Annotated in this window: 23 protein-coding genes and 4 pseudogenes; 7 read left to right on the forward strand and 20 right to left on the reverse strand. The window is 72.9% G+C overall.

Annotated elements, in window-relative coordinates; all coding sequences use genetic code 11:
* The first annotated feature begins 7 nt into the window (after nt 1–7).
* A complete protein-coding gene (locus AC38ZX_RS14750; RefSeq protein WP_491295009.1) occupies nt 8–2,257 on the forward strand; it encodes an MDR family MFS transporter in 2,250 nt (749 codons plus the stop codon).
* Here AC38ZX_RS14750 and AC38ZX_RS14755 read toward each other — a convergent pair.
* Entirely contained in the window at nt 2,144–3,091 is a 948-nt protein-coding gene (locus AC38ZX_RS14755) for a hypothetical protein (RefSeq protein ID WP_491295010.1), read from the reverse strand. The two genes, AC38ZX_RS14750 and AC38ZX_RS14755, sit on opposite strands and share 114 nt — an antisense overlap.
* A 226-nt stretch (nt 3,092–3,317) precedes the next feature.
* On the reverse strand, nt 3,318–3,938 hold the full coding sequence (locus tag AC38ZX_RS14760) for a response regulator (protein WP_491297441.1): 621 nt from the start codon (nt 3,936–3,938) through the stop codon (nt 3,318–3,320).
* 81 nt (nt 3,939–4,019) lie between these two features.
* Between AC38ZX_RS14760 and AC38ZX_RS14765 the strand changes: the two genes are divergently transcribed.
* Entirely contained in the window at nt 4,020–4,967 is a 948-nt protein-coding gene (locus tag AC38ZX_RS14765; RefSeq protein ID WP_491295011.1) for an NAD(P)-dependent oxidoreductase, read from the forward strand.
* On the opposite strand, the gene mutM is transcribed toward AC38ZX_RS14765, so the two are convergent.
* The 7 genes and pseudogenes from mutM to coaD all read right to left on the reverse strand — a co-directional run bounded on the left by mutM (nt 4,964) and on the right by coaD (nt 8,466).
* A complete protein-coding gene (gene mutM, locus AC38ZX_RS14770; protein ID WP_491295012.1) occupies nt 4,964–5,854 on the reverse strand; it encodes a bifunctional DNA-formamidopyrimidine glycosylase/DNA-(apurinic or apyrimidinic site) lyase in 891 nt (296 codons plus the stop codon). The genes AC38ZX_RS14765 and mutM overlap by 4 nt on opposite strands.
* Nucleotide 5,855: 1 nt before the next feature.
* On the reverse strand, nt 5,856–6,191 hold the full coding sequence (locus AC38ZX_RS14775; protein ID WP_491297442.1) for a putative dsRNA-binding protein: 336 nt from the start codon (nt 6,189–6,191) through the stop codon (nt 5,856–5,858).
* Nucleotides 6,189–6,553, reverse strand: a pseudogene (locus tag AC38ZX_RS14780) (ribonuclease III family protein); the annotation flags it as partial. The pseudogene AC38ZX_RS14780 and the gene AC38ZX_RS14775, both read right to left, overlap by 3 nt.
* A 46-nt stretch (nt 6,554–6,599) precedes the next feature.
* A complete protein-coding gene (rpmF, locus tag AC38ZX_RS14785; RefSeq protein ID WP_426592685.1) occupies nt 6,600–6,797 on the reverse strand; it encodes a 50S ribosomal protein L32 in 198 nt (65 codons plus the stop codon).
* Between the two features lie 2 nt (nt 6,798–6,799).
* Nucleotides 6,800–7,291 (reverse strand): YceD family protein, encoded by a 492-nt coding sequence (locus AC38ZX_RS14790; RefSeq protein ID WP_491295013.1) that lies wholly within the window; start codon nt 7,289–7,291, stop codon nt 6,800–6,802.
* Nucleotides 7,292–7,486: 195 nt separating this feature from the next.
* On the reverse strand, nt 7,487–7,981 hold the full coding sequence (locus AC38ZX_RS14795; RefSeq protein ID WP_491295014.1) for a hypothetical protein: 495 nt from the start codon (nt 7,979–7,981) through the stop codon (nt 7,487–7,489).
* A complete protein-coding gene (coaD, locus tag AC38ZX_RS14800; RefSeq protein ID WP_426592687.1) occupies nt 7,978–8,466 on the reverse strand; it encodes a pantetheine-phosphate adenylyltransferase in 489 nt (162 codons plus the stop codon). The genes AC38ZX_RS14795 and coaD overlap by 4 nt, the downstream gene beginning before the upstream one ends.
* A 101-nt stretch (nt 8,467–8,567) precedes the next feature.
* Between coaD and AC38ZX_RS14805 the strand changes: the two genes are divergently transcribed.
* Entirely contained in the window at nt 8,568–9,152 is a 585-nt protein-coding gene (locus AC38ZX_RS14805; RefSeq protein WP_491295015.1) for a GNAT family N-acetyltransferase, read from the forward strand.
* Here AC38ZX_RS14805 and rsmD read toward each other — a convergent pair.
* From rsmD to AC38ZX_RS14835, 6 genes and pseudogenes are all read right to left on the reverse strand, one after another.
* Nucleotides 9,093–9,687: pseudogene (gene rsmD, locus AC38ZX_RS14810) on the reverse strand (16S rRNA (guanine(966)-N(2))-methyltransferase RsmD). The gene AC38ZX_RS14805 and the pseudogene rsmD overlap by 60 nt on opposite strands.
* Nucleotides 9,684–11,192 (reverse strand): DUF6297 family protein, encoded by a 1,509-nt coding sequence (locus AC38ZX_RS14815; protein WP_491295016.1) that lies wholly within the window; start codon nt 11,190–11,192, stop codon nt 9,684–9,686. Before AC38ZX_RS14815 ends, rsmD begins: the two are co-directional and overlap by 4 nt.
* Nucleotides 11,193–11,324: 132 nt before the next feature.
* Complete coding sequence (locus AC38ZX_RS14820; protein WP_426592691.1) at nt 11,325–12,014, reverse strand: ABC transporter ATP-binding protein; 690 nt, start codon at nt 12,012–12,014, stop codon at nt 11,325–11,327.
* A gap of 52 nt (nt 12,015–12,066) precedes the next feature.
* A complete protein-coding gene (locus tag AC38ZX_RS14825; RefSeq protein WP_491295017.1) occupies nt 12,067–14,385 on the reverse strand; it encodes an ATP-dependent DNA helicase RecG in 2,319 nt (772 codons plus the stop codon).
* A gap of 2 nt (nt 14,386–14,387) precedes the next feature.
* Complete coding sequence (locus AC38ZX_RS14830; protein ID WP_491295018.1) at nt 14,388–14,816, reverse strand: hypothetical protein; 429 nt, start codon at nt 14,814–14,816, stop codon at nt 14,388–14,390.
* Entirely contained in the window at nt 14,813–15,868 is a 1,056-nt protein-coding gene (locus tag AC38ZX_RS14835) for a DAK2 domain-containing protein (RefSeq protein WP_491295019.1), read from the reverse strand. Before AC38ZX_RS14835 ends, AC38ZX_RS14830 begins: the two co-directional genes overlap by 4 nt.
* Nucleotides 15,869–16,124: 256 nt before the next feature.
* Here AC38ZX_RS14835 and rpmB point away from each other — a divergent pair, with 256 nt between their 5' ends.
* A complete protein-coding gene (gene rpmB / locus AC38ZX_RS14840) occupies nt 16,125–16,316 on the forward strand; it encodes a 50S ribosomal protein L28 (RefSeq protein WP_491295020.1) in 192 nt (63 codons plus the stop codon).
* Nucleotides 16,317–16,413: 97 nt separating this feature from the next.
* A complete protein-coding gene (locus tag AC38ZX_RS14845) occupies nt 16,414–16,938 on the forward strand; it encodes a GNAT family N-acetyltransferase (RefSeq protein ID WP_426592694.1) in 525 nt (174 codons plus the stop codon).
* 17 nt (nt 16,939–16,955) lie between these two features.
* Here AC38ZX_RS14845 and AC38ZX_RS14850 read toward each other — a convergent pair.
* A pseudogene (locus tag AC38ZX_RS14850) lies at nt 16,956–17,928 on the reverse strand (thiamine-phosphate kinase).
* Between the two features lie 47 nt (nt 17,929–17,975).
* On the opposite strand from AC38ZX_RS14850, the gene AC38ZX_RS14855 reads away from it, so the two are divergent.
* Complete coding sequence (locus AC38ZX_RS14855) at nt 17,976–18,320, forward strand: DUF3515 family protein (RefSeq protein WP_491295021.1); 345 nt, start codon at nt 17,976–17,978, stop codon at nt 18,318–18,320.
* Nucleotides 18,321–18,454: 134 nt separating this feature from the next.
* On the opposite strand, the gene AC38ZX_RS14860 is transcribed toward AC38ZX_RS14855, so the two are convergent.
* A complete protein-coding gene (locus AC38ZX_RS14860; protein ID WP_426592697.1) occupies nt 18,455–19,522 on the reverse strand; it encodes a fatty acid desaturase family protein in 1,068 nt (355 codons plus the stop codon).
* Nucleotides 19,523–19,847: 325 nt separating this feature from the next.
* Nucleotides 19,848–20,981: a D-alanine--D-alanine ligase family protein gene (locus AC38ZX_RS14865; RefSeq protein WP_491295022.1), complete on the reverse strand. Its 1,134-nt coding sequence runs from the start codon at nt 20,979–20,981 to the stop codon at nt 19,848–19,850.
* Between the two features lie 99 nt (nt 20,982–21,080).
* Between AC38ZX_RS14865 and AC38ZX_RS14870 the strand changes: the two are divergent.
* Nucleotides 21,081–22,209: pseudogene (locus AC38ZX_RS14870) on the forward strand (trans-sulfuration enzyme family protein).
* Between the two features lie 24 nt (nt 22,210–22,233).
* Here the strand turns inward: AC38ZX_RS14870 and AC38ZX_RS14875 are convergent.
* A complete protein-coding gene (locus AC38ZX_RS14875; protein ID WP_491295023.1) occupies nt 22,234–23,241 on the reverse strand; it encodes an NAD(P)H-dependent glycerol-3-phosphate dehydrogenase in 1,008 nt (335 codons plus the stop codon).
* The gene (locus AC38ZX_RS14880) at nt 23,238–24,002 is read right to left on the reverse strand and encodes a lysophospholipid acyltransferase family protein (RefSeq protein WP_426592701.1); all 765 of its coding nucleotides are present in this window, start codon (nt 24,000–24,002) and stop codon (nt 23,238–23,240) included. The genes AC38ZX_RS14875 and AC38ZX_RS14880 overlap by 4 nt, the downstream gene beginning before the upstream one ends.
* Between the last annotated feature and the right edge of the window lie 8 nt (nt 24,003–24,010).

Genomic DNA, 24,010 nt, shown 5'->3' on the forward strand with positions numbered 1-24,010 from the left:
GGTCTCGGTGGCCCAGGCACAGGTGGAACCAGCTCCGGGCGCCCAGCTCACGCAACGCGCGATCTGGGCGATCTTCGGCGGGCTCATGCTCGCCATGCTGCTGGCGGCGCTCGACCAGACGATCGTCGCGACGGCCCTGCCGACGATCGTGCGCGACCTCGGCGGCGCGGAGCACCTGTCCTGGGTGGTCACCGCGTACATGCTCGCCTCGACGGCGACCACGCCGTTGTGGGGCAAGCTGGGCGACCTCTACGGCCGCAAGATCCTCTTCGTCACCTGCATCGTCATCTTCCTGGTCGGCTCGGCACTGGCCGGGACCTCGCAGACGATGACGCAGCTCATCATCTGGCGAGCGGTGCAGGGCGCGGGCGGTGGCGGGCTCATGGTCCTGTCGCAGGCGATCATCGGTGATGTCGTCCCCGCCCGGGAGCGCGGCCGGTACCAGGGCGCGTTCGGGGCCGTCTTCGGGATCTCCAGCGTCGCGGGGCCGCTGCTGGGCGGCTTCTTCGTGGACAACTTCAGCTGGCGGTGGGTCTTCTACATCAACCTGCCGATCGGTGCCGTGGCGCTCGCGGTCGTGCTCGCGGTGCTACCCGTGACGCGGTCCACGCGGTCCCCGAAGATCGACTACGCGGGCATCCTGCTGCTCGCCACGTTCGCGACGTCCGTCGTGCTCGTCACCAGCCTGGGTGGTCGGACCTGGGCGTGGGACTCGGTCCAGGTGATCGGGCTGGGGGTTCTCGCGGTCGTCTGCGTCGTGGCGTTCGGGTTCGTCGAGGCCCGCGTCCCCGAGCCGGTCATGCCGCTGCGGCTCTTCAAGAACCGCGTGTTCTCCACCACCGCGGTCGTCGGCTTCGTCGTGGGCTTCGCGATGTTCGGGTCGATCACCTACCTGCCGCTCTACCTCCAGCAGGTCCAGGGCGCGACGCCCACGCAGTCCGGCCTCGAGATGATCCCGATGATGCTCGGGCTGCTGCTCACCTCGATCGGCAGCGGCCAGCTGATCAGCCGCACCGGCCGGTACAAGGTGTTCCCCATCGTCGGCACGGCGGTGTTCACCATCGGGCTCTACCTCCTCTCGCTGATGAGCCGCGAGACCACCTCGTTGCAGTCCGGGCTCTCGATGTTCGTGCTCGGCGCCGGGCTCGGCCTGGTCATGCAGGTGCTCGTCCTGGCCGTGCAGAACGCGGTCGAGTACCGCGACCTGGGCGTCGGCACCAGCGGTGCGACCTTCTTCCGGACGATCGGCAGCTGCGTCGGGGTGGCGGTGTTCGGCTCCGTGTTCACGTCGAAGCTGACCAGCAACCTCGCTGTCGCCCCACCGGCGGACGCGGTGGGGCCCTGCGCGGCGCCCGCGCTCAGCGCCACGTCCGAGGCGCTCGCCTCGTGCTCACCGGCCGTCCAGAACTGGTTCCTCGACGGGTACTCGGACGCGATCCACACGATCTTCCTGTACGCGGTCCCCGTCGGTGCGCTGGCCTTCGTCCTCGCCTGGCTCATCCCGGAGGTCACGCTCCGCACCGCCGCCAGCCGCCCCGACCCCGGCGAGTCGTTCGCGCTGCCCGCGAGCCGCACGTCCTACGAAGAGCTGCGCCTGCTGCTCTGGCGCCAGGTCGGCCACCAGGATCCCCTCCGGGCGTACGCGATCCTCAACGAGGGTCTCGACGTCGACGTGACGCCCGGGCAGAGCTGGCTGCTGTCCCGGGTCTCGGCCGTCCGATCACGGACCATCGACGTCATGGTCGAGAAGTCGGGCGTCGAACGGGCTGCCGTGGTCCATACCGCCGAGTCCCTGCGCGACAGGGGCCTGGTATCGATCGACGGCCAGACGGTGACACCGACCGTGGCCGGCGACGCGGTCGCCGAGCAGCAAGAACAACGAGCGCGCCAAGCTGCGCACGATGATCGACCAGTGGCAGGGTGCCGACGAACCCGATGTCGACGCCCTGGTCGAGCAGGTGACCGAACGCCTCTGGCGCGACGACCCGGCCCCGGCCGGCCTCCTGCGCTAGGCAGGGCTCCGGCCGGCCGGAGCCCCGGGTCCGCCGGGTCCGGAGCCCGAATTCGTGACTCTCCGACCAACTCGTCGGTTGCGACCCACGTCCTCGTCGGAAGGTCACGACTTCGGCCGACGCCCGGACCTTCACCCCATCAGGTCGCGGCGGCGGAGGAGGCCCACTCGGACCTCGGCTGGCAGCAACGGGAGGATCCGGCGGGTCAGCGTGCTGCCGGTGAGGTCCTCCTTCGTCACCCGTAGGGCGCGCCAGCCGGCTTCCACCACGGCGTCGTGCCGGCGCTTCTCCCGCATGAACTGTTCCGACGCGGCGTCGGAGTACTTCGAACGACCGTCGTACTCGAGCAGCAACCGCCACTGCGGCCAGCCCAGGTCCGACCAGAAGACGCCGAGGCGTGTCGGCACGGCGATCTGTGTCGTCGGGACAGGAAGTCCGTCCCGCAGCACCACGAACCGGGTCGCCGACTCCCCCGGCGACTCGGCACCGTCGTCGGCGAGCGCGATCACCGCGCGCGCTCGCGCGATCCCTCGTCGTCCCGAGCGCGCCTCCACGATCGAGTCGATGACTCCGACGTCGGCTCCCGCGCGCAGCGCCGAGTCCGCGATGACCAACCCTGCGAGCGGCGGAAGGCCTGACGCGCAGTCGACGACAGTGCGTTCGAGCGTCGTGACGGGAAGGGTTCCGATCGCGGCGAGCTCGGCCGCGGGTGGCACACCGGTGTGGCTCGTGACCCGTCGGTCGCTGTCGATGCCGGCACCGTGCGCTCGGTACAGGTGCGTCGTGGTCGGGGATGCCCACACAAGTAGGCCCCAGAGCAGGGCCGCGGACGCGTGGCTGAACCAGTGCGGTGCATCGAGCCGGTCGTGCACCCCGACGATGCGGGCGAGCGCCACCTCGCGATCTCGTGACGGATCGGGTGACGGAGTCGTGGGCAGGTAGATACCGCGGGCCACCCGTTCCCACCGACCCGAGCGGACCTGCTCGCGCACCACCGTCTCCGGGTGGTGCCGCGCGAGCGCGACCGCCGGCAGCGCGACCCTCGGGATCGGTGCGGTGTCGTTCGGTCGTCTGGGCATGACGACACGATCGTCGTCCCGATGCCGTCGTCGCCGACCGCCGGGACATCTGTGGACGACCTGGCCCTGGGGACGGCTCAGGCTCGTCGGCGCCGAACTCGTGGTTTGGCGACGACGTCGTGGGTTGCAGCTGACGACTTCGTCGACTTGTCACGACTTCGCGGGAGGAGTGGGCGCGAGTGGCAGGGAGTGGGCGGCGGCCGGGTCGGGGTACGACGGACCTCGGCTAGGCGTCGCCGCGCCAGCCTGAGTGCCTGCGGGACGCCACCAGCGCGGCCACCTGTGTCCGGCGCTGCAGGCCCAGCTTGGCCAGGATCGACGTGATGTGGTTCTTGACGGTCTTCTCGACGACGCCCAGGCGCTCGGCGATCTGCCGGTTCGACAGGCCGTCGCCGATGAGGTCGACCACACGCAGCTCGCTCGGCGTGAGCGTGCGGGTCAGGTCCGGGTGTCCCGACCGGTGACGGGTGACCGACCGTTCGTCGAGCAGCATCCGGCCGGCCGCGACCGCACGGATCGCGTCGGAGATGTCGGTGCCGCGCACCGTCTTGAGCAGGAACGCCGCGGCACCGGCCTCGAGCGCCGCGTCCATGGCGTCCTCCTCGTCGAACGACGTGAGCACGATCGAACGCGTCTCCGGCAACGACCTGCGCAGGGCGTGCATCAGGTCGATCCCCGTGCCGTCGGGCAGCGCCAGGTCTACGAGCACCACCCGGGGGTGCACGAGCGCGGCGCGCTGCAGCGCCTCGGCCACGGAAGCCGCCTCGGCGACGACGCGCATCCCGTCGGCACGGTCGACCACCTCGGCGATCCCTCGACGCACGACCTCGTGATCGTCGACGATCATCACCGAGATGGGCACATGGATCTGCTCAGCCTCGACCTCTGCGGGAGCGCTGCTGGCGGGCACGGTGGCATCGTAGCGAGGGTGACGACCCTCCTGCTGCCCTCCTCGATGTCCGACGAGCCCGTCGTCCCGGACGGAGTCCACGTCGTCCGCTACGACGTCGCCGAACCGTTGCCCGACGACGCGCTCGACGCCGAGGCCCTGGTGGTCTGGGGGAACGGGCACGGGCAGCTGTCCGACGCGGCCCGTCGGCTGACCCGGCTGCGCTGGGTGCAGACCCTCGCCGCGGGTCCCGACTCCGTGCTGGCGGCCGGCTTCGCGCCCGACGTGGTGATCACGTCGGGTCGCGGGCTGCACGACGGGCCGGTAGCCGAGCACACGCTCGCGCTGCTGCTGGCCCTGGCTCGTCGGCTGCCCGACTGCGTCCGCGCGCAGGACGAGCACCGTTGGGCGGACGACCTCGGCGGGATGCAGGAGTTCCGGCCGGGCCTGGAGTTCCGCAGCCTGGCCGAGGCGCGCGTCCTGATCTGGGGCTTCGGCTCGATCGCGGGCCGGCTGGCCCCCCTGCTGACGGCCCTGGGTGCCGAGGTCCAGGGCGTCGCCCGGACCGCCGGCACGCGGCACGGCTACCCCGTCCTCTCGACGTTCGACCTGCCCGACGCGCTCCCCCACACGGACGTCCTGGTCTCGCTGCTGCCGGCGACGCCGCAGAACACCCGCGTGGTGGACGGACCGGTCTTCGAGCTGTTGCCCGACCACGCGTTCGTCGTCAACGTCGGCCGCGGCGCCGTGCTCGACGAGGACGCCCTGCTGTCGGCGATCCGGCACGGCCGGATCGCGGGCGCCGCGCTCGACGTCTTCGACACGGAGCCGCTGCCCGCCGACTCCCCGCTGTGGGCCGAACCGCGGATCCTCGTCACCCCGCACGCGGCGGGCGGGCGACCGCTGGGCGCAGGTGAGCTGGTGACGGAGAACCTGTTGGCGCTGCTGTCGGGTGCCGAGCAGCGGAACGTGGTGCCGCGAGCCTAGAAGCGGCCGTTGCGCGGGCGCGGCTGGCAGTGCGGACAGCTGTACGACGAGCGGTTCATGAACTCGTCGCGACGGATCGGCGTGCCGCAGCGCGGGCACGGCCGGCCCTCCTGGGCATACACCCTGAGCGACCGGTCGAAGTACCCGGAGTTCCCGTTCACGTTCACGTAGAGGGCGTCGAAGCTGGTGCCGCCCTGCGCGAGCGCCTCCGTCATGACCTCACGCGCACCCGCCAGCGCGCGCTCGACCTCCGCCACGCGGAGCGTCTCCGTGGGGCGCGCGTAGTGCAGCTGCGCCCGCCACAGACCCTCGTCGGCGTAGATGTTGCCGATGCCCGAGACCAGCGTCTGGTCGAGCAGTGCACGCTTCAGGCCGGTCTTGCGGCGCCGGACCGCCCGCACCAACGCGTCGTGGTCGAGCGCGGGGTCGAGCAGGTCACGGGCGATGTGGGCGACGGGCTCGGGCAGGACCGGTCGAGATGAGCCGAGGCCGCCGGGTCCGTGGTCCGGCGTCGGCACCAGGTCCGGGACGCTCAGGTGCCCGAACGTCCGCTGGTCGACGAAGTCCAGGTACCCCTCGTCGAGCGTGAGCCGGACGCGCAGGTGCGGGTGGTCGACCGGTTCGGTGCGCACCAGCAGCTGACCGCTCATGCCCAGGTGGGCCAGCAGGGCGTCGTCCGGCTCGTCCAGCAGCAGCCAGAGAAACTTTCCGCGCCGGACCGCGGCGTCGAACCGGCGACCCGCCAGCCGGCCGGCGAAGTCGAGCGGCCCCCCGACGTGCCGGCGCACGCTGTAGTCGCGGCTGACCTCGACCTTCAGCACCGACCGGCCGAGGACGTGCCTGGCCAGCCCGTCGCGGACGGTCTCGACCTCGGGCAGCTCGGGCACGTCAGGCCTGCGCCGCCCGCAGCTCCTCGAGCACGCGGTACGCGTCCGCTGCGGCGTCCTGCTCGGCCACCTTCTTGGCACGCCCGACGCCGACGCCCCGAGCCACGCCGTCGACGACCGCGCGCGCCGTGAACGTGCGGGCGTGGTCCGGTCCCTCGCCGTCGACGTCGTAGACCGGTGCGCCCAGGCCCATCGCGGCGGACAGCTCCTGCAACGACGTCTTCCAGTCCAGACCGGCACCGAGGTCGGCCGCGGCCACCAACGACGGGCCCACGAGCCGCTCGACCAGGACGCGCGCCGTCTCCAGGCCGTGCGACAGGTAGACGGCACCGAACATCGCCTCGAGCGTGTCAGACAGGATCGAGTCCTTCTGGGCGCCGCCCGTGGACACCTCACCCTTGCCCAGCAGCACGTAGCTGCCGAGGTCAGCTCGCGGGCCACGACGGCGAGCGCGCGCTGCGACACGGTGGCCGCTCGCATCTTTGCGAGCGAGCCCTCGGAGAGCGTGGGGTGCGTCCGGTACAGCGACTCGGTGACGACCAGGCCCAGGACCGTATCGCCGAGGAACTCGAGCCGCTCGTTGGTGGGCAGCCCGCCGGCCTCGTGCGCGAACGACCGGTGGGTCAGGGCAAGCACAAGAAGCTCGGGGTCCAGTCGGACCCCGAGCTTCTCGAGCAGCTGGTCTGCCGCGTCGTTCACGCCGGACCTCCGGAAAAGTCGTGCGGCGGAACGGCGTCCGACAAGGTCAGCGGACCTCGAACTCCGTGCGCACGGCCTCGGCGTAGGCGCGGTCCTTGTAGGTGCCGCACGACGGGCAGGCCGTGTGGGGCATCTTGTTCGCCTTGCACTTCGGGCAGGTGTGGAGCGTCGTGGCAGTGGTCTTCCACTGCGACCGACGCGCACGGGTGTTGCTGCGCGACATCTTGCGCTTCGGAACAGCCACGGCTAGCTCTCTTTCGTCTCGTCGTTCGAGCTCACGAGGCCGCCCAGAGCGGCCCAGCGAGGATCAAGCGTCTCATGCGAATGGTCAGGGTCGTCCGCCAGCCGGGCTCCACACTCGGAGCACAGACCTGGGCAGTCGGGGCGGCACAGCGGCTGGAACGGCAGAGCCGGAACGACCGTGTCTCGCAGCACGGGTTCGAGGTCGATCAGATCGCCCTCGAGCTCGCGCACGTCTTCTTCTTCGTCGCCATCCTCGGCCGCGACCGCCGCGCGCTCGGGATACACGAACAGCTCCGTGAGCTGGACATCGATATCCTCGATGACCTCGCCCAGGCAGCGTACGCACTCCCCGATCGCCCGGCCGCGGACGGATCCGGTGACCAGGACCCCCTCCATGACCGCCTCGAGCCGCAGATCCAGCTCGACGTCGTTCCCGGTGGGGACGCCGATCACGTCAGTACCGAGATCCTCGGGGGCAGCCAGGGTGCGCTGCACGGTTCGCGTCGATCCTGGGCGCCGGCCGAGCGTGCGTGTCGAGCACGAAGGGCGAACCACGATCGAGGTGAACAGGGCGCTGCACGGCCAGGGTCCCCTCGTTGATCTCGGTCCGTGCCATGTCCGGCAGAACCAACGGACAACTCTACGGTACGGACGACGGGCCACCCAAATCGTCGGCGGGTGGCGGATGTCTCACTCGCCGCCCAGCCGCCCGGCGAGCTTCGCGCGGCCCGCCTGCACCTGACCCAGCACCTTGCCCAGGTCGATCTCGAAGTCTGCGAGCCGCCGGTCGCAGTAGTCGTCCGCGTCGCGCTGCAGCCGCTCGGCGGTCTCCTCGGCCTCGGCGACCAGGGCGGCGGCACGCTCCTGCGCGGCGACGACGACCGCCTCCTGCGACACCAGCTCCTCGGCCTCGCGGCGCGCCCGCGCCAGGATCTCGTCGGCGCCGGCCTGCGCCTCCGCACGCGCCGCCGAGGCGTCCGCCAGCACCTGGTCCGCGCGGGTCAGCTGCGTGGGCAGCACGTCGCGCGCCTGCTCGACCAGGTCCAGCAGCTCGGCGCGGTTCACCAGCACCGAGGACGACATCGGCATGGCGCGCGCCGAGGCGACCACCGTGGCGATCGCGTCCAGCACGCCGGTCAGCCCCTCGGGCCGGGTGCTCGGGTCCTGCTCGGTCTGGTCGGTCATCGTCCGTCCTTTCGTCCCACTGCTGCACGCACCGCGTCCGCCACACCGGGCGGAACGAGGTCGTCGATGTCGCCGCCGTAGCGTGCCACGTCCTTGACCAGCGACGACGCGATGTGCGCCAGCGCCGGGTCACCCACCACGAACACCGTCTCGACCCCGGCGAGGTGCCGGTTCATGAGCGCCATGGGCAGCTCCGCATCGAAGTCCGCGCCGCCGCGCAGACCCTTGACCACCGCGTTCGCGCCGTTCACCCGCAGGAAGTCGGCGAGGAGCCCCGCGACGCGCTCCACGCGCACCCCGTCAAGACCCGCCAGCGCCGTCCGGGCCAGCTCCACCCGGGCGTCGACGTCGAGCAGGGCCGACTTGCCGGAGTTCGTCGCCACACCGACGACGACCTCGTCGAACATCGAGCGAGCGCGGCGGACCACGTCGACGTGCCCGAGGGTGATCGGGTCGAACGACCCGGGGCACACGGCGATGGTCACCAGGTCAGGGTAGGCCAGCGCGTGCGCCAGGTCGCGACCCACACGCGGCGCCCTAGTGTCGGTCAGTGCCCTCAGCGCCCGCAGTGCCCTCTGTGCCCCCTGTGTCCATCGAGCCGGCGACCTGGGCGGACTCCCCCGCGCTCCGCACCGTCCTGGCGCGCGCCTACCGGGACAACCCGCTGATGGTCTGGGCCCTGCCGGACGCGGCAACTCGAGAGGACGCCTGCGCCGCCTGGCTCGGCCCGTCGGTCGACCGCTACCTCGCGGGCGGCCGCGTGGACGTCGCCCGCCTGGACGGGTGCGTGGTGGGTGTCGCGGCGTGGCGCCTGCCGGACCGTCCCGCGGTCCCTGGGTCGCTGCCCGCACCGGACCGCGTGCTCGCGCTGCTCGTCGGGCCCGCCCGCGCCGGAGAGATCCTCGCGGCGCTCGGCCGGGCGGCGGCGTTCGCGCCGAAAGAGCCCGCCGCGTACCTCAACTATCTCGCCGTCGCGCCCGAGCACCAGGGCCGCGGGATCGGGCGGGAGCTGCTCGACGTCGGGGTCGGGCAGGCTCGTCGCGACGGAGTGGGCACGTACCTGGCGACGAGCGACCCCCGGAACCTGCCGTTCTACGAACGGGCGGGGTTCTCAGCCGTCGGCGGCCTGGACCTCGGCGGTCCCCGGCTGACCGTCCTGCACGGACCGTGACGCCTCCGCGAACCACATCACGGTGTCGCCGTACGCGCGCCGGTCGAGCCGCACCATCGCACCCGGCCAGACGGGCTCGGGCGAGCGGCGACCCCGCTCGACGACGAGCACGCCGTGCGCCGAGAGGGCCACGGGCGCGAGGACTGCCGCGAAGCTCGTCCTCGGTGACGTCGTACGGCGGGTCGACGAGGACGAGGTCCCAGGTCGCCGGGCGCTGCACGAACCGGTCGGCCTTCTCGGCCGCGACGACGACCCGGTCCCCGAGGCCCAGCGCCGCCACGTTCCGGCGGCACACGTCGGCTGCGTCGCGGCCCGAGTCGACCAGCGTCACCTGGGCGGCCCCGCGGCTCGCCGCCTCGATGCCGAGCGCGCCCGAGCCCGCGTAGAGGTCCAGCACGCGTGCGCCGTCCACCACGTCGAGGTGCTCGAGGCGCGAGAACAGCGCCTCCCGGACCCGGTCGCTGGTCGGCCTGGTGCCGCTGCGAGGCACCTGCAGGATCCGGCCGCCGACGGAGCCCGCGACGATCCGCGTCACCGCGTGGCTCCCGCCTTGGCGTTCTCCTGGGCGTCCATCATCCGCTCCATGAGGGAGCCCTTCTTGATCGACGACGCGATGGCGACCGCGATGGCCGACAGCACGATCTGGGCGATCATCAGCGGCGTGTTGATGGTGCGCAGCAGCACCGCGATCCAGACCGGCAGCAGGCCGAGGACCACGACGTCCGGCCCCCGCGCCAGGACGGTGGCGACCCCCGTGGGCAGGGCGCCCATGGGCGTCGAGACCAGCGCGCCGCCCCAGTCCGGGGCCGGCCGGTAGGACGAGCGCACGGCCGCGGCCGCCCACACGGGCGTCGCGATGAGCCCCAGCACGATCCAGTTGGGCACGTCGGACGCCCAGCGACCCACGGCCGCGAAGGCGACGACCGACCACAGCGCCATCGCGCCGGCGGGCACGATCATGCGCAGGCGCCGGACGCTCTGCGCCTCGATCGGCAGGAGGCGGTCCAGGATCGGCGCCATCTCGGCGCGGCGGGCCCCCTCGCCCGTGGCGCTCATCGCGACGTACCCGGCGACGAGGAGCGAGAGCAGCACGCCGAACGGGCTCGCCAGCTCCGGCACCGAGCTGACCAGCACGGGGACGAGGGCCGCGACGAACAGCTGCACGACGTGCCGGGCCGAGCGGCGCAGCACCACGATGTCGGCGGTGACCAGGGCGCTGGCGGGTCCGCGAGCGGTGCGCAGCCGGGACGTCCAGCGGCGCACCGGCGCGGCGGCCCCGTCGGTGAGCGCCCGGCCGAGCTCGCGCGAGTCCATCGACACGACCGCGCCGGCCGCCTGCGTGGCCACCGACCCGCTCTCGCGCAGCGTGCGCGACGGCATCCGGCCGAGCCGGGAGTCGACGAGGTACGCCAGCGCGACGGCGACGACGACCAGCACGCCGACCAGCCACCAGGGCGGCGCGGGCACCTCGTTCGTCGTCGAGCCCACCGAGGCGAGGACCACGGCGACGACGGGGGCGAGGAAGAGCAGGACGTCGCCGAGGAACGCGATCGCGCGCCTCGAGACGCTGGCCGACTGACCGACCGCCGCGACGAGCACGATGCCGGCCGCGACGAGCGCGGACGCCGAGGCGACCCGCACGACGCGTGACCCCTGGTCCGCGAGCAGGCCGGCGTCGAGGAGGGCGACGATCACGGCGACCACGAGGCCCGCCAGCACCGGCAGCCGCCGTGCGGACGGGCGCAGCAGCCCACGCCGGTCGACGGGCAGGCCAAGCCACCAGGCGGCCTCGGCGCCGCCGGCGCCCACCGGCCCCAGCCGGCCGGCCAGCGACAGCACGACGCCGCCCAGCGCGATGAGGATGACGATCACGAGGCTCGCCAGGCTCAGGTTCAGCGGGCTGCGGATGTCGGGCTCGGGCGGCAGCGCCACCCGCATCGCCTGGGACGCGCCGAGCGCGACGCCGATGGCGATCGCGATGCTGATGACCGCGTAGTAGACGTCCCCGAGCAGCGACCCGATCGTCGCGCTGCTGCGCACGCTGGCGGCCTGGGCGGTGTACTTGCGGATGCTCTTCGCCCGCGGGATCGGGCTGAGCTTCGAACGGCTGGACGGCTGCCTCGTCGCCGCTCTGGTCGTCCTGGACGACGTCGTCGTCGGTGACGTCGTCGCTCACGGGTTCTCCCGCGAGATCAGGTCGGCCGCCTGGTCAGGCGGCAGCAGCCGGGACACCTCGTCCGAGACGTGCACCGCGCGGTCCGCGACGGCGCGCAGCAGGTCGGGGTCGTGGGTGGCGACGAGCACCGCCCCGCCGGCCTTCTTCTCCGCGACGATCCGGGCCGCGAGCCGGTCCCGCATCGCGCGGTCGAGGCGCTGCTCGGGCTCGTCGAGCACCAGGAGCGAGCGCGGCCGCACGAACCCGGCGGCGAGCAGCAGGCGGCGGCGCTGGCCGGAGGAGAGAGCGACCGGGAGCGACTTCGCGTGGTCGGACAGGCCGAACTCGCCGAGGAGCTCGGTGACCACGCCGTCCGCGCCCTTCACGCCGTGACCGCGGGCCGTGAGGTAGAGGTGCTCGGACACCGTGAGCGCCGGGAAGTAGGCGTCGTCGTCGAGGACGCTGGCGACCTTGGTGCGGAACGCGACGTCGCGCTCGTCGACCTTGGCGCCGAACACCTGCAGCGTCCCGCCCGACGGTTCGAGCAGGCCGATCACAGCGCGCAGCACCGTCGACTTGCCCGAGCCGTTGGCGCCGACCAGGGCGATGACCTTTCCGGGCGCGAGGGTGAACGTGACGGGGGCGCAGACGGGGGCGCCGCCGTAACCGACGAGCAGGTCCTTGGCGCTGATGACGGGCTTCGACACGCTCGCCAGCGTATCGGCGCCGGATGTGCCCGCGCGCCGCCGTCCCCGGACGTCACGTCTGGCCGAGGAAGTCCTCGCGCCCGTCGGCCAGCTGTAGGTCGATCGCGCGTTGCAGCGCCGGCCACTGCGTGAGCTCGGGATCGGCGTCCACGAGCGCCCGCGCGTCCTCGCGGGCCCGGTCGATCACCGCCCCGTCGGCGACCACCCGCAGGAACCGCAGCGTGCCCCGGCGCCCCGACTGCGCGGCGCCGAGCACGTCGCCCTCACGCCGCAGCAGCAGATCGACGCGGGCAAGCTCGAACCCGTCGGTGGTGGCCGAGAGCGCCTCGAGGCGCCGTCCGGCCGTGCTGCCGTCCGGCGCGTCCGAGACGAGCAGGCACACCCCGGGCTCGCGGCCACGACCGATGCGGCCGCGCAGCTGGTGCAGCCAGAGACCGAAGACCTGCGCGTCGAGGACGACCATCACGGTCGCCGCCGGCACGTCGACGCCGACCTCGATGACCGTCGTCGAGACGAGCACCGGCGTCCGTCCGGAGGCGAAGTCGGCGATCGCCTGGTCCTTCTCCTCGCCGGACATCCGGCCGTGCAGCACCCCGACCGCGGCGCCGCCGAGCCGGTCGTCCTGCCGCAGGGTCTCGACGACCTCCAGCACCGCGCGCAACGGCCGCTTGGGCGGCTTGACGCCCGCCGCGGTCGCCTCGCCCACGGTCGTCGGCTCGTCGGCGTCGAGATAGAGGTCGTCGCCGTCGTCCTCGCTGGTCAGCTCGTCGTCGTCGGGGTCGATCCGGGCGCAGACGACGAACGCCCGGCCGCCGCGGGCGACCTCCTCGCCCACGCGGCGCCACGTCCGGTCCATCCACGCCGGGACGCCGACCGGTACGACGTGCGTGGTGATCCCGCTGCGACCCGCAGGGACCTCGCGCAGCTCGGAGATCTCCAGCTCGCCGAACACGGTCATCGCGACCGTGCGCGGGATGGGCGTCGCGGTGGTGACCAGCAGGTGCGGTGAGTTCTTCGCCTTCGCCAGCAGAGCACCGCGCTGCTCGACGCCGAACTTGTGCTGCTCGTCGATGACGACGAGCCCGAGGTCGGCGAACTGCACCGGGCTCGAGAGCAGCGCATGGGTCCCGACGACGATCCCGGCCTGCCCGCTGGCGGCATCGAGCAGGTTGACCTTGCGCTCGGCCGCGCCCTGCGCGCCCGTGAGCAGGGCCACGCGCGTGCCGATCTCCGAGCCGCCGAGCATCCCGCCCTCCGCCAGGTCCCCCAGCAGGGCGCGCAACGTCCGCACGTGCTGTGCGGCCAGCACCGAGGTCGGTGCGAGCATCGCGGCCTGTCCGCCCGCGTCGATGACCTGCAGCATCGCCCGCAGCGCCACGACGGTCTTGCCCGACCCGACCTCGCCCTGCAGCAGCCGCTGCATGGGCCGGTCGAGTGCCAGGTCGTCGCCGATCTGTGCGCCCGCGAGCAGCTGCCCCGGCGTGAGGTCGAACGGCAGGCGGGCGTCGAACGCCTCGAGCAGCCCACCCGTCCGTGGCGGGCGTGCCGTCGAGGCCTCCCGCTGCGCCCGCGACCGGCGTCTCGCGAGCTCGGTCTGCAGGACGAACGCCTCCTCGTACCGCAGCCGTGCCTGCCCGCGGTGGACGTCGGCGTCCTCGCGCGGCACGTGGACGTCGCGCAGCGCCTTGAGCCGTGACCCGAGCCCGCGGTGCTCGCGGACGTGCGGCGGCACCGGATCGGGCATCTCGTCGTCCGTCAGCGGGTCCAGGACCTTGCGCAGCGCCGCGCGGATGGCCTCGGAGTCCAGACCCTTGGTGGCCGGGTAGATGGGGATCGGCCACTCGACCTCCTCCATCGCCCGCGCCTCGTCCTCGACGCTCCCGAGGATCTGGTAGACCGGGTTGGCCAGCTGCAACCGGCCGTTGAACACGTTGATCTCGCCCGAGAACAGCCCGAGCTCACCGACGACGAGCCGCGCGAGGTGCCACTTCGCGACGCCCTCGTTGGCCGTGAAGATCACCAGGCTCAGCGAGCGGTTGCCGTCGGTGATGGTCGCCTCGACCCGTGGTCGGCCGGTCTTCGCCGCGTGCTTCATCTGCGCGCCGCGCACGCGGGCGACCAGGGCCACGTTCAGACCGATCACCAGGCTCGCGATGTCGGTGACCTCTCGCGAGTCCGCATACCGCCAGGGGTAGTACGCCAGCAGGTCCGCTCTGGTCTCGATCCCGAGCGACTCGAACTTCTTCAGGTCCGCGGCGTTCCGCGCCGGGGGTGGCTCCCGCAACGGGTCGACGGACGTGTGCACGCCGTCCTCGTAGACGAGGCCGCTGCGTGGCGCCCGGCTGGTACGGCTCCGGCGTCCCTCGGGCACGGTCAGTCCAGCCCGATCAGGACGGCCGGTCCCCGACCGGTCGGACCGACGACGATGGGCTCGACGCCCTCGTGGTGCTCCGCGAGGTAGCCCGCCAGGTCGTCGAGCGTGGGTCCGGCGTCCCGCAGCAGCACGGTGAGGCTCTCCACAGGACCGCTCGCGGTCCGGAGTAGCTCGTCGGCCGCGGCCCGCACCGACGACGGCGTGACCGGGTCGGCCAGCTCGACGGACCGCAACCGGCGCAGGGCCTCGTGGGCCGGTCCGGCGTCCGCGGCCGCCGCCAGCGCGAGCGCCGCGACCGCGACCCGCAGCTCGTCGCCGGCGTCGAGCACCTCCACGTCCGGGTGCGACGCGACGAGCGCGGTCAGCTCGTCGTCGGCCACCGAGTCGCCCGGGAGCACGGCGACGCGCACAGCGCCGGTGTCCGTCACGGCCCGCTCGAGGTGGTCCCTGCTGATGGGTGCCTCCGGGCACCGCACCAGCGTGACGGCACCCGTCGAGGCGTACCAGGACGCCAGCTCGGCGAGCTGGTGCACACCACGACCCCGCAGCGACCGTCGTCGACGTGGGCCGACGACGCGTGCGCCCCGGCCACCAGACGCACCAGGACCTGCTCGCGCCGACCGATCGTGGAAGCGGCGATCGCCGACGCGGGATGGTCCGTGTGCACGTGCACGTGCCACATGCCGTCCCCGCCGACCACCGCGACGGAGTCGCCCAGCGCCGCCATCGCGACCTGCAAGGCCGCGTCCAGGTCGGCGTCGGCACTGCCGACCAGGAGCATCACCTCGAACGCGCCACCGGCCGGTTCGACCGGCCACGGGTCGGTCGGGGTGGCCGGCAACCACGCCAGCGCGTCGCCCGCGACGGTCCCCCCACCGACCACCCGTGCGAGGGCGTCGAGCACGACGAGCAGCGCGCAGGCGCCGGCGTCGAGCACGTGTGCGGCGCGCAGCACCGGGTGCTCGGCGCTGATCCCGGCGAGCGCACGGTGCGCGTCCGCGACCACCGAGGCGAGCATCGTCGCCAGGTCCGCCCCCGCGTCCGCGGCCGTCGTGGCGCTGCGAGCGACGCTGTCCGCGAGCGTGAGGATCGTGCCCTCCTGCGGATCCTGCATCGCGCCGCGTGCCGCCCGGGCCGCCGCGCCGAGGCACCGCGCGACGTCGAAGGCGTCCGCCTGCTCCGGCAGCGTCTGCGCGAAGCCCGTGAGGTACTGGCTGACGATGACGCCCGAGTTGCCGCGGGCCGAGCGCATGGCCCCGCGGGCGAACTGTCGCGCGACGTCGCGGGCGTCCTGGTCGGCGACCGGCAGGTGCTCGAGCGCAGCGACGCCCCCGGTGACGGTGAGCAGCACGTTGGTGCCCGTGTCGGAGTCGGGCACGGGAAACACGTTGACCGCGTCGATCCGGTCGCGCGACCCCGCCAGGGCGGAGCGGGACGCGTGCGCCCAGGCGCGCATCGCCGCTGCATCCAGCCGCTCCACGGCACCTCCGTCGCGCTCGTCCGTCTGCTCGTACGATCAGGTCTTTCGGGCACCACCTTGCAGCATCCGACCCACATTTGGGTCGACGTACGAGATGGGCTAGTCTTGACCGGTTGCCCGACCGAGTCGGGCACTGGTGGTGCCCCGTGGCGGCCCCCGAATCCTCTCCCGGAGTCGGCGTCGCCCGTGCGCCCCAACTCACAGCTTCGCCGCACACATGCGGCCGATGAACCGTACAGAGCAACAGGAGAAGACCGTGGCTGCCAACTGCGACGTCTGCGCCAAGGGCCGAAGCTTCGGGCACAGCATCTCGCACTCGCACGTGCGCACGAAGCGGCGCTGGAACCCGAACATCCAGCGCGTGCGTGCCGTGGTCGCGGGGACGCCGAAGCGTCTCAACGTCTGCACGTCGTGCCTGAAGGCCGGCAAGGTGCAGCGCGCCGTCTGACCCCGTCTCGGCGTACCCCGTACGCACCGACCGAGGCCCACGAGGTTGTCACCTCGTGGGCCTTCGTCATGTCCCTTCCGTGTGGCAGGGTGACGTCATGGTCGAGCAGCTGGACGACGTGACGATCCGCGCCGCCGCCGAGAGCGACGCCGCCGGGATCGCGCGGGTGCACGTGAGGTCCTGGCAGGAGGCGTACGCGGGCATCGTGCCCGAGGCGCACCTGGCCTCCCTCGACGTGGACCAACGCGCGAGCGAGTGGGCGTCCTACCTGCGCCAGGGCCCGTCGGACCAGGTGCTCACCTGGGTCGCGGTGTCCGGGAGCCAGGTGATCGGCTTCGTGACGGTCGGGCCGAGCCGCGACGAGGACGCCGGACGCGCGGACCGCGAGATCTACTCGATCTACCTCGACCCCGGGACGTGGGGGCACGGCGTCGCCCGGGACCTGATGCGGACCGTGATCTCCTCGGTCGGGGACAAGACCACGATCACCTTGTGGGTGCTCACGGACAACGAGCGCGCCCGGCACTTCTACCGCCGGCACGGCTTCCAGGCCGACGGCGTGGACCGCTACGACGACGTCGGCGGCGAGAGCCTGCTCGAGGTCCGCTACCGCCGGGGCTGACACGCGACCCTCGCGACTCAATGACCGCCGAAGTGGTCCCACCCCGACGTCTCCGGGGCCGGTGAGCCGTCGACCAGCACCGCCGAACCGTCCCGGACGCGCCCGATCGCGCGGAAGCCCGCGGGCAGCGTGGCCCCCGCCGGGAACGTCGCGAGCAGACCGTGGTCCTCTCCCCCGTCGAGCACCCACCGTTCCGCGGACGCACCCAGCGCCCCGGCCGCGGCCGCCAGCCGTCGGACGTCGTCGGGGAACGCCGTCGCCGGCCCGGCCAGGTCCAGCCCCACGCCGCTCGCGCGCGCGATCCGCCCGGCATCCCGCAGCAGCCCGTCGGACACGTCCATCATCGCCGTGGCCCCGGCGACCGCCGCGGCGGGCCCGGCGCCCAGCGGCGACGAGGGATGCAGGTAGGCACCGACGCTCGTCGTCCAGCGCGCCCCGCCCGGCCTCGAGGAGCGCCAGGCCGGCGGCGGACCGGCCGACCACGCCGGCGTGCGCGACGACGTCGCCGGGTCGCGCACCCGAGCGCAGCACGGGGGCGCGTCCCTCGAGGTCGCCGTGCGCGGCGACGGAGACGACGACCACCGGACCTCCGGACAGGTCGCCACCCACCACCCCCACACCCAGCGGCTCGCACTCGAGCGCCAGACCGCGGGCCAGCCCCTCGACCCAGGACACCGGCAGGTCCGCGGGGATCACGAGGGCGACCACGAGGCTCGTCGGCCGGGCGCCCATGGCCGCGACGTCCGCGAGGTTCTGCACGGCGGCCCGCCGACCCACGTCCTGCCCTCCCGACCAGGCACGCCGGAAGTGCCGGTCCTCGACGAGCACGTCGGTGGTCACCACGAACCGACCGTCGGGCGCGGCGACCACGGCCGCGTCGTCGCCGGGCGCCAGGAGCGTGCTCGTGCCGGACGGGAGGAGCGGGAAGATCCGCGCCAGGAGCGCCTCTTCCGACAGGTCGGCGACGAGAGGCCCGTCTGTGCTGGTCACCCGGACACGGTAGAGGGTCGACGGCCTCGGCGGGTTACCGTGGCCCCGTGCGCATCCGACGACCGGCAACCCCCGCGGCCGTCGTCGCAGGTCTGGCCCTGCTGACCGGCTGCAGCAACGCCGTCGGAGCCGAGGTGGCCCCCCATGCGACCGACCCCGTCTGCGCCAGCCTGGTGCTCGCGATGCCGGACTCGCTGGGCGACGGCCTGCCGAAACGCGACACGACGGCGCAGGCGACGACCGCCTGGGGCGACCCCGAGCACCCGATCGTCCTGCGCTGCGGTGTCGAGCCGCTCGGTCCGACGACGGAGCACTGCCAGACCGTCGAGACGCCGGGCGGACCGAGCATCGACTGGGTGGTCGTCGAGAACGACGACAAGACTGGACGCTGACCACCTACGGGCGCACGCCGGCCGTCGAGCTGCACGTGCCGGCCTCGGTGGCCAGCGCGGACGGCAGCTCGTACGTCGACCTGCTCGGCCCGGCAGTGGCGCTGACGCGGCAGACCCGGTCCTGCCTGTAGCCCTCAGCGTCCGTACTGGGCGGCGATCGGGCAGTCGAACGCGCCACGGTCGGCCAGCCCGACGTTGTTCAGGTAGTTCACGATGATCCGGTAGGACGCGAAGAAGCCCACCTCGGTGTACTTCACGCCCAGGCGCTCGCAGTACTCCCGCACCACCGGCTGGACGTGCCGCAGGTTCGGGCGCGGCATGCTCGGGAACAGGTGGTGCTCGACCTGGTAGTTCAGGCCGCCCATCGCGAAGTCCACCGCGGCGCCGCCGCGGATGTTGCGGGACGTGAGGACCTGACGGCGCAGGAAGTCGACCTTCATGCCGGCGGGGATGATCGGCATGCCCTTGTGGTTCGGCGCGAACGACCCACCGAGGAAGACCCCGAACAGGGCCATCTGCACGAAGAAGAACGCGACCGCCTTCCCCGGCGGCAGGAGCACCAGGAGGAGCGCGACGTAGATCACGAGCCTGCTCACGACGATCGTCAGGTCGACCCTGCGGTTGGCCACGGTGCCCTTGGCGGTCAGCGCGCGCACGCTCGACAGGTGCAGGCTCATGCCCTCCAGCGTCAGCAGCGGGAAGAAGAACCAGCCCTGGTTGCGCCCGAACCAGCCGCGCAGGCCGGGGCGCTCGTCGACGACGTCGGACGTCCACGCGACGACACCAGGAGCGATGTCCGGGTCGGAGCCCTGCTGGTTCGGGCTGGCGTGGTGCCGGTTGTGCTTGTTGCGCCACCAGGACGCGGACAGTCCGACGAAGCCGCCGGCGATGATGCGTGCCGTCCAGTCGTTCCACGCGCCCGACGTGAAGATCTGCCGGTGCGCGCTGTCGTGACCCAGGAACGCCAGCTGCGTGAGCACGACGGCGAGGGCCGCCGCGACGGCGAGTTGCCACCAGGAGTTGCCCACGAGGACGACCGCGACCCAGATGCCCGCGAACGCCAGGACCGCAAGGACCATCCGGCTCCAGTAGTAGCCGTACCGGCGTGCCATCAGGCCGGACTCGCGGATCTGCGCGGCGAGGGCCGAGTAGTCGCTGGCGTTGCGCGCCTCGATCGTGGCGGCGCCACCGTCGGGGCTCATGCGAGCCCGCCGGGAGCGGTGGGGCGGGCGGGCGGTGCGAGCAGCGCGTGGCTCAAGTAGTCACAACCGATCTGCGTAGGAGGCGCCCGATCCTTTGGACGACCCTGCGATGCACCCGTCCGCTCGACAGGGGCGTAAGACGCTGGTGGGCGTCCCGACGATGGTGGAGACGCCTGCCGACCGCGACGTCCTTGTCGAAGGCCGGTCCACCACGAATGCCCAGACAGTACGGCACACGCCTGAAGTTTTCCGCGGTTGTTGCCCCGGGAACGCAAACTCGTGGGTCTGCCCGAGCACCGGCCCGGGGGCCAGCCCCCGGGAGGGCTCAGCGCAGGCCCGTCGGGCGTTCCAGCGCCAGCAGGAGCAGCTCGTCGACCAGCTCCGGGTATGAGACCCCGGACGCCTGCCACATGCGCGGGTACATGGAGAACTGGGTGAACCCCGGCATGGTGTTGATCTCGTTGACGACGACCTCTCCGGCCGGCGTCACGAACACGTCCACGCGGGCCAGCCCCTCGCAGCCGACCGCCTCGAAGGTCCGGATCGCCACGTCCCGGACGGCGGCCGTCTCGGCGTCGGTGAGGTCGGCCGGGCAGGCCAGCGTCACCCCCGCCTCGTCCAGGTACTTGGCCTCGAAGTCGTAGAACGAGTGCCGCGGGTCGGTCACGAGGATCTCGCCTGGCAGGGAGGCGCGGGCGCGCTCTGAGCCGTGCCCGCCGAGCACACCGCACTCGATCTCGCGCCCGACGATCGCCGCTTCGATGATCACCTTGGGGTCGTGCTCCTGAGCCACCCGGATCGCCGCGGCCAGGTCCGCCAGGTCGGTCACGCGCGTGATGCCCAGGCTCGAGCCCGCGCGGGCCGGCTTGACGAACAGCGGGAGACCGAGTGCGGCGACCCGCTCCGCGACCGCGACCGGGTCCCGGTCGAGCTCGCCGGGCTGGACCACCGCGAACGGCCCGACGGGCAGCCCGTGCCCGGCCAGGACCAGCTTCATCATGTGCTTGTCCATGCCGACCGCCGAGGCGAGCACCCCGGCGCCGACGTACCGGACGTCGGCGAGCTCGAGCATGCCCTGCAGGGTGCCGTCCTCCCCGAAGGGGCCGTGCAGCAGCGGGAAGACGACATCCACCTCGCCGAGCACCCGGGGCAGCTGCCCGGCCTCGAGCACCTGGACCTCGCGGTCGTCGACCGCCTGCGGCAGCAGCACGTGCGCGGCGGTGTCCTCCACCTGCGGGAGACGTCCGTCGACGATCGCCCACCGGTCCGGATCATCCTCGGCGAGCACCCACCGGCCCGCCGGCGTGATGCCGACCGCGAGCACGTCGTACCGGTCGCGGTCGATGGCGCGCAGCACACCGCCCGCCGTCGCGCAGCCGATCGCGTGCTCGCCGGAGCGGCCGCCGAACAGCACCATGACCCGCGGTCGACGGGTCGGGGGGGCTGCGGTGATGTCCATCGGGCCGAACCCTACCCGGACGCATCGCGGGAGCCCCACCGCGGTGACCGCTGCGGGGCCGGTAGCCTTCCCAGGTGAGCTCCCGCGCGACCTGACGACCTGGCACCGTCGACGCTCGTCGTGAGCGCGGGCCGACCGCCCCGGACCCAGGGCGGCGCGCTGAACCCGCCCGTGGTGCTCTCGTCGACGAACGTCTCCCAGGGCGTACCGGGGGCCGGCGAGCTTCCTGTACGGGCGCATGGACACCCAGGCCTGGCACCCGTTCGAGGAGGCGCTGGGCCGGTTGGAGGGGTCGGCCCACCCCGCGCTCGTGTTCGGATCGGGGATGGCCTCGATCGCCGCCGCCTTATCGCTGGTCCCGGACGGCGGCCGTCTGGTCCTGCCCCGGCACGCCTACCAGGTGACCATCGGCTACGCCGTCGACCTGGCGGATCGGCACGGGGTGGACGTGGAGCTGGTCGACATCGACGACACCGAGGCCGTCGTCGCCGCCCTGCCGGGCACCTCGATGCTCTGGGTCGAGTCGCCGACCAACCCGATGCTCGAGGTCGCCGACCTCCCGGTCCTCGTCGCGGCCGCACACGCGGCGGGCGCGCTCGTGGGCGTCGACAACACGTTCGCCACGCCCCTGGTGCAGCGACCGTTCGAGCACGGCGCGGACATCGTCGTCCACTCGGTCACCAAGTACCTTGCCGGCCACAGCGACGTGGTCCTCGGGGCCGCCCTGGCCGACGACGACGCCCTGCACGCGGCGCTGCACGCCTACCGGACGTTGCACGGGTCGATCGCCGGGCCGTTCGAGGTGTGGCTCGCCCTGCGCGGTCTGCGCACGCTCGCGCTGCGGGTGGAGCGCGCCCAGGCGACCGCCGCCGAGCTGGCCGCGCGCCTGGCGTCCCACCCGGTCGTCGCCCAGGTCCGCCACCCGAGCCTGCCGACCGACCCCGGCCACGACCGCGCCACCCGCCTGATGGACGGCTACGGGTCGATCATCGGCCTGCGCCCGCGCGGGGGCGCCGCCGCGGCCGACGCGGTCGTCGCCGCCCTCGAGTTCTGGGTGCCGGCGACGAGCCTCGGCGGCGTCGAGTCGAGCCTGGAGCGTCGGCGTCGCTTCGCCACCGAGTCGCGCACGGTGCCGGACGACCTCCTGCGTCTGTCCGTCGGCATCGAGGACGTCGAGGACCTCTGGACCGACCTGGACCGCGCCCTGCGAGCCGGCGCGCACCTCTGACCGGGATCGAGCGAGGCTCAGCGCTCAGACGCCCTCGGCCTTGTACGGGCGGGCCAGCAGGAGCGCCGCGAGCTGCTCGATGGGCAGACCCTCGTGCAGCACCCGGACGACGGCCGACGTGATCGGCATCTCGACCCCCAGGGAGGTGGCCAGCTCGAGAACCGACCGGGACGACTTCACGCCCTCGGCGGTCCCGCCGGTGGCGGCGATCGCCTCGTCGAGCGTCATCCCGCGACCGATGTGCCCGCCCAGGGCGTGGTTGCGCGAGTCGGGCGACGCGCACGTCGCCATGAGGTCGCCCAGGCCGGCCAGACCGGGAAACGTGTCCGCGTCGGCGCCGAGTGCGAGGCCGAGACGGGTCATCTCGACGAGACCGCGGGTGATGACGGTCGCCATGGTGTTGTAGCCGAGCCCGCGCCCCTGCGAGATGCCGACCGCCAGCGCGATGACGTTCTTGACCGCCCCGCACAGCTCGACGCCGACGACGTCCTGGTTGGTGTACGGCCGGAAGTAGGCGGACGCGCACGCGGTGGCGACGAGCTGGGCGGTGGTCTCGCTGCTCGACGCGACGACCGTGGCCGTCGGCTGCCGCTGGGCGATCTCGAGCGCCAGGTTCGGGCCCGAGACGACCGCCACGCGATCGAGCGGGAGGTCGAGGGACTCGGCGACGACCTCGCTCATCCGCCGGTCCGTGGAGAGCTCGACGCCCTTCATCAGCGAGACCGCGACGGCGTGGGGCGCGACGAGCGAGCGCAACGGCGTCAGCAGGGCACGAGCGGACTGCGACGGGATCGCGATCGCGACCAGGTCCGCACCGTCGAGGACGACGGCGGGGTCCGACGAGGCCGTCACCCCGGCGGGCAGCGCGATCCCCGGCAGGTACGTCTCGTTGCGGTGCTCGTCGGCGATCTGCCGGCACACCAGCTCGTCGCGGCCCCAGACCGTCACCTCGCAGCCGGCGTCGGCCAGCACCGCGGCGAACGTGGTGCCCCAGGCGCCCGCGCCGAGCACGGCCGCGCGAAGCCCCGTCACGGCAGCTCGGGCTTCGTCGCGTGGTCCCCGCCGATGCGCTTCTCGCCGGGCGACAGCGGCTTGCGCATGTCGTAGCGGACCTCGGGCGGCTGCCCGCCCCGCAGGTCGACGAGCAGGGCGGTGATCGCGGCCATCACGCGCTCGGTGGCCTCGCGCAGCGTCGCCGTGTCCTGCGGGTTGTCGTACAGGTCGCTCAGGTCGACGGGCGGACCGGCGACGATCTGCAGCGTCTTGGGCGGGAACGGTCGCAGCAGCTTGCCGTAGCGGTGCAGCAGACGCTGCGGCCCCCACTGGGCGACCGGGATCACGGGCGCCCGGGTGGTCAGCGCGAGCCGCGCCACGCCCGTCTTGCCGACCATCGGCCACAGGTCCGGGTCGCGCGTCAGGGTGCCCTCGGGGAACACGGCCACGCAGTCGCCGTCGTTGATCGCGGTAACCGCCGCCGTCAGGGACTCCGCCGCCGAGACCGTGTTGCGGTAGACCGGGATCTGCCCCAGGGAGTGCAGGATGCGACCCACGACCGGGACCTTGAACAGCGACGCCTTGGCCAGGATCTTCGGTGCGAAGCCGCTGTCCCACAGGAAGTACGCGAACGTCAGCGGGTCGATGTTCGTCATGTGGTTGGACGCGGCGATGAATCCGCCCTCGGTGGGCAGGTTCTCGACGCCGTGCCAGTCCTTGCGGGTCATCAGCCACAGGGGCGGTCGCACGACGCGGGCGACGTTGCGGAAGGCGCGGTTGGACCTGGCGGGCGGATGCACGGGAGCCG

Source organism: Cellulomonas sp. McL0606 (assembly GCF_058248365.1).

Bases quoted from the DNA above. Each gene is read 5' to 3' on its own strand.
- AC38ZX_RS14755 (WP_491295010.1), bottom strand. From the start codon at position 3,091: ATGCCCAGACGACCGAACGACACCGCACCGATCCCGAGGGTCGCGCTG.
- AC38ZX_RS14760 (WP_491297441.1), bottom strand. From the start codon at position 3,938: ATGATCGTCGACGATCACGAGGTCGTGCGTCGAGGGATCGCCGAGGTG.
- AC38ZX_RS14775 (WP_491297442.1), bottom strand. From the start codon at position 6,191: ATGTTCGGTGCCGTCTACCTGTCGCACGGCCTGGAGACGGCGCGCGTC.
- AC38ZX_RS14795 (WP_491295014.1), bottom strand. From the start codon at position 7,981: ATGACCGACCAGACCGAGCAGGACCCGAGCACCCGGCCCGAGGGGCTG.
- AC38ZX_RS14845 (WP_426592694.1), top strand. From the start codon at position 16,414: ATGGTCGAGCAGCTGGACGACGTGACGATCCGCGCCGCCGCCGAGAGC.
- AC38ZX_RS14860 (WP_426592697.1), bottom strand. From the start codon at position 19,522: ATGAGCCCCGACGGTGGCGCCGCCACGATCGAGGCGCGCAACGCCAGC.
- AC38ZX_RS14865 (WP_491295022.1), bottom strand. From the start codon at position 20,981: ATGGACATCACCGCAGCCCCCCCGACCCGTCGACCGCGGGTCATGGTG.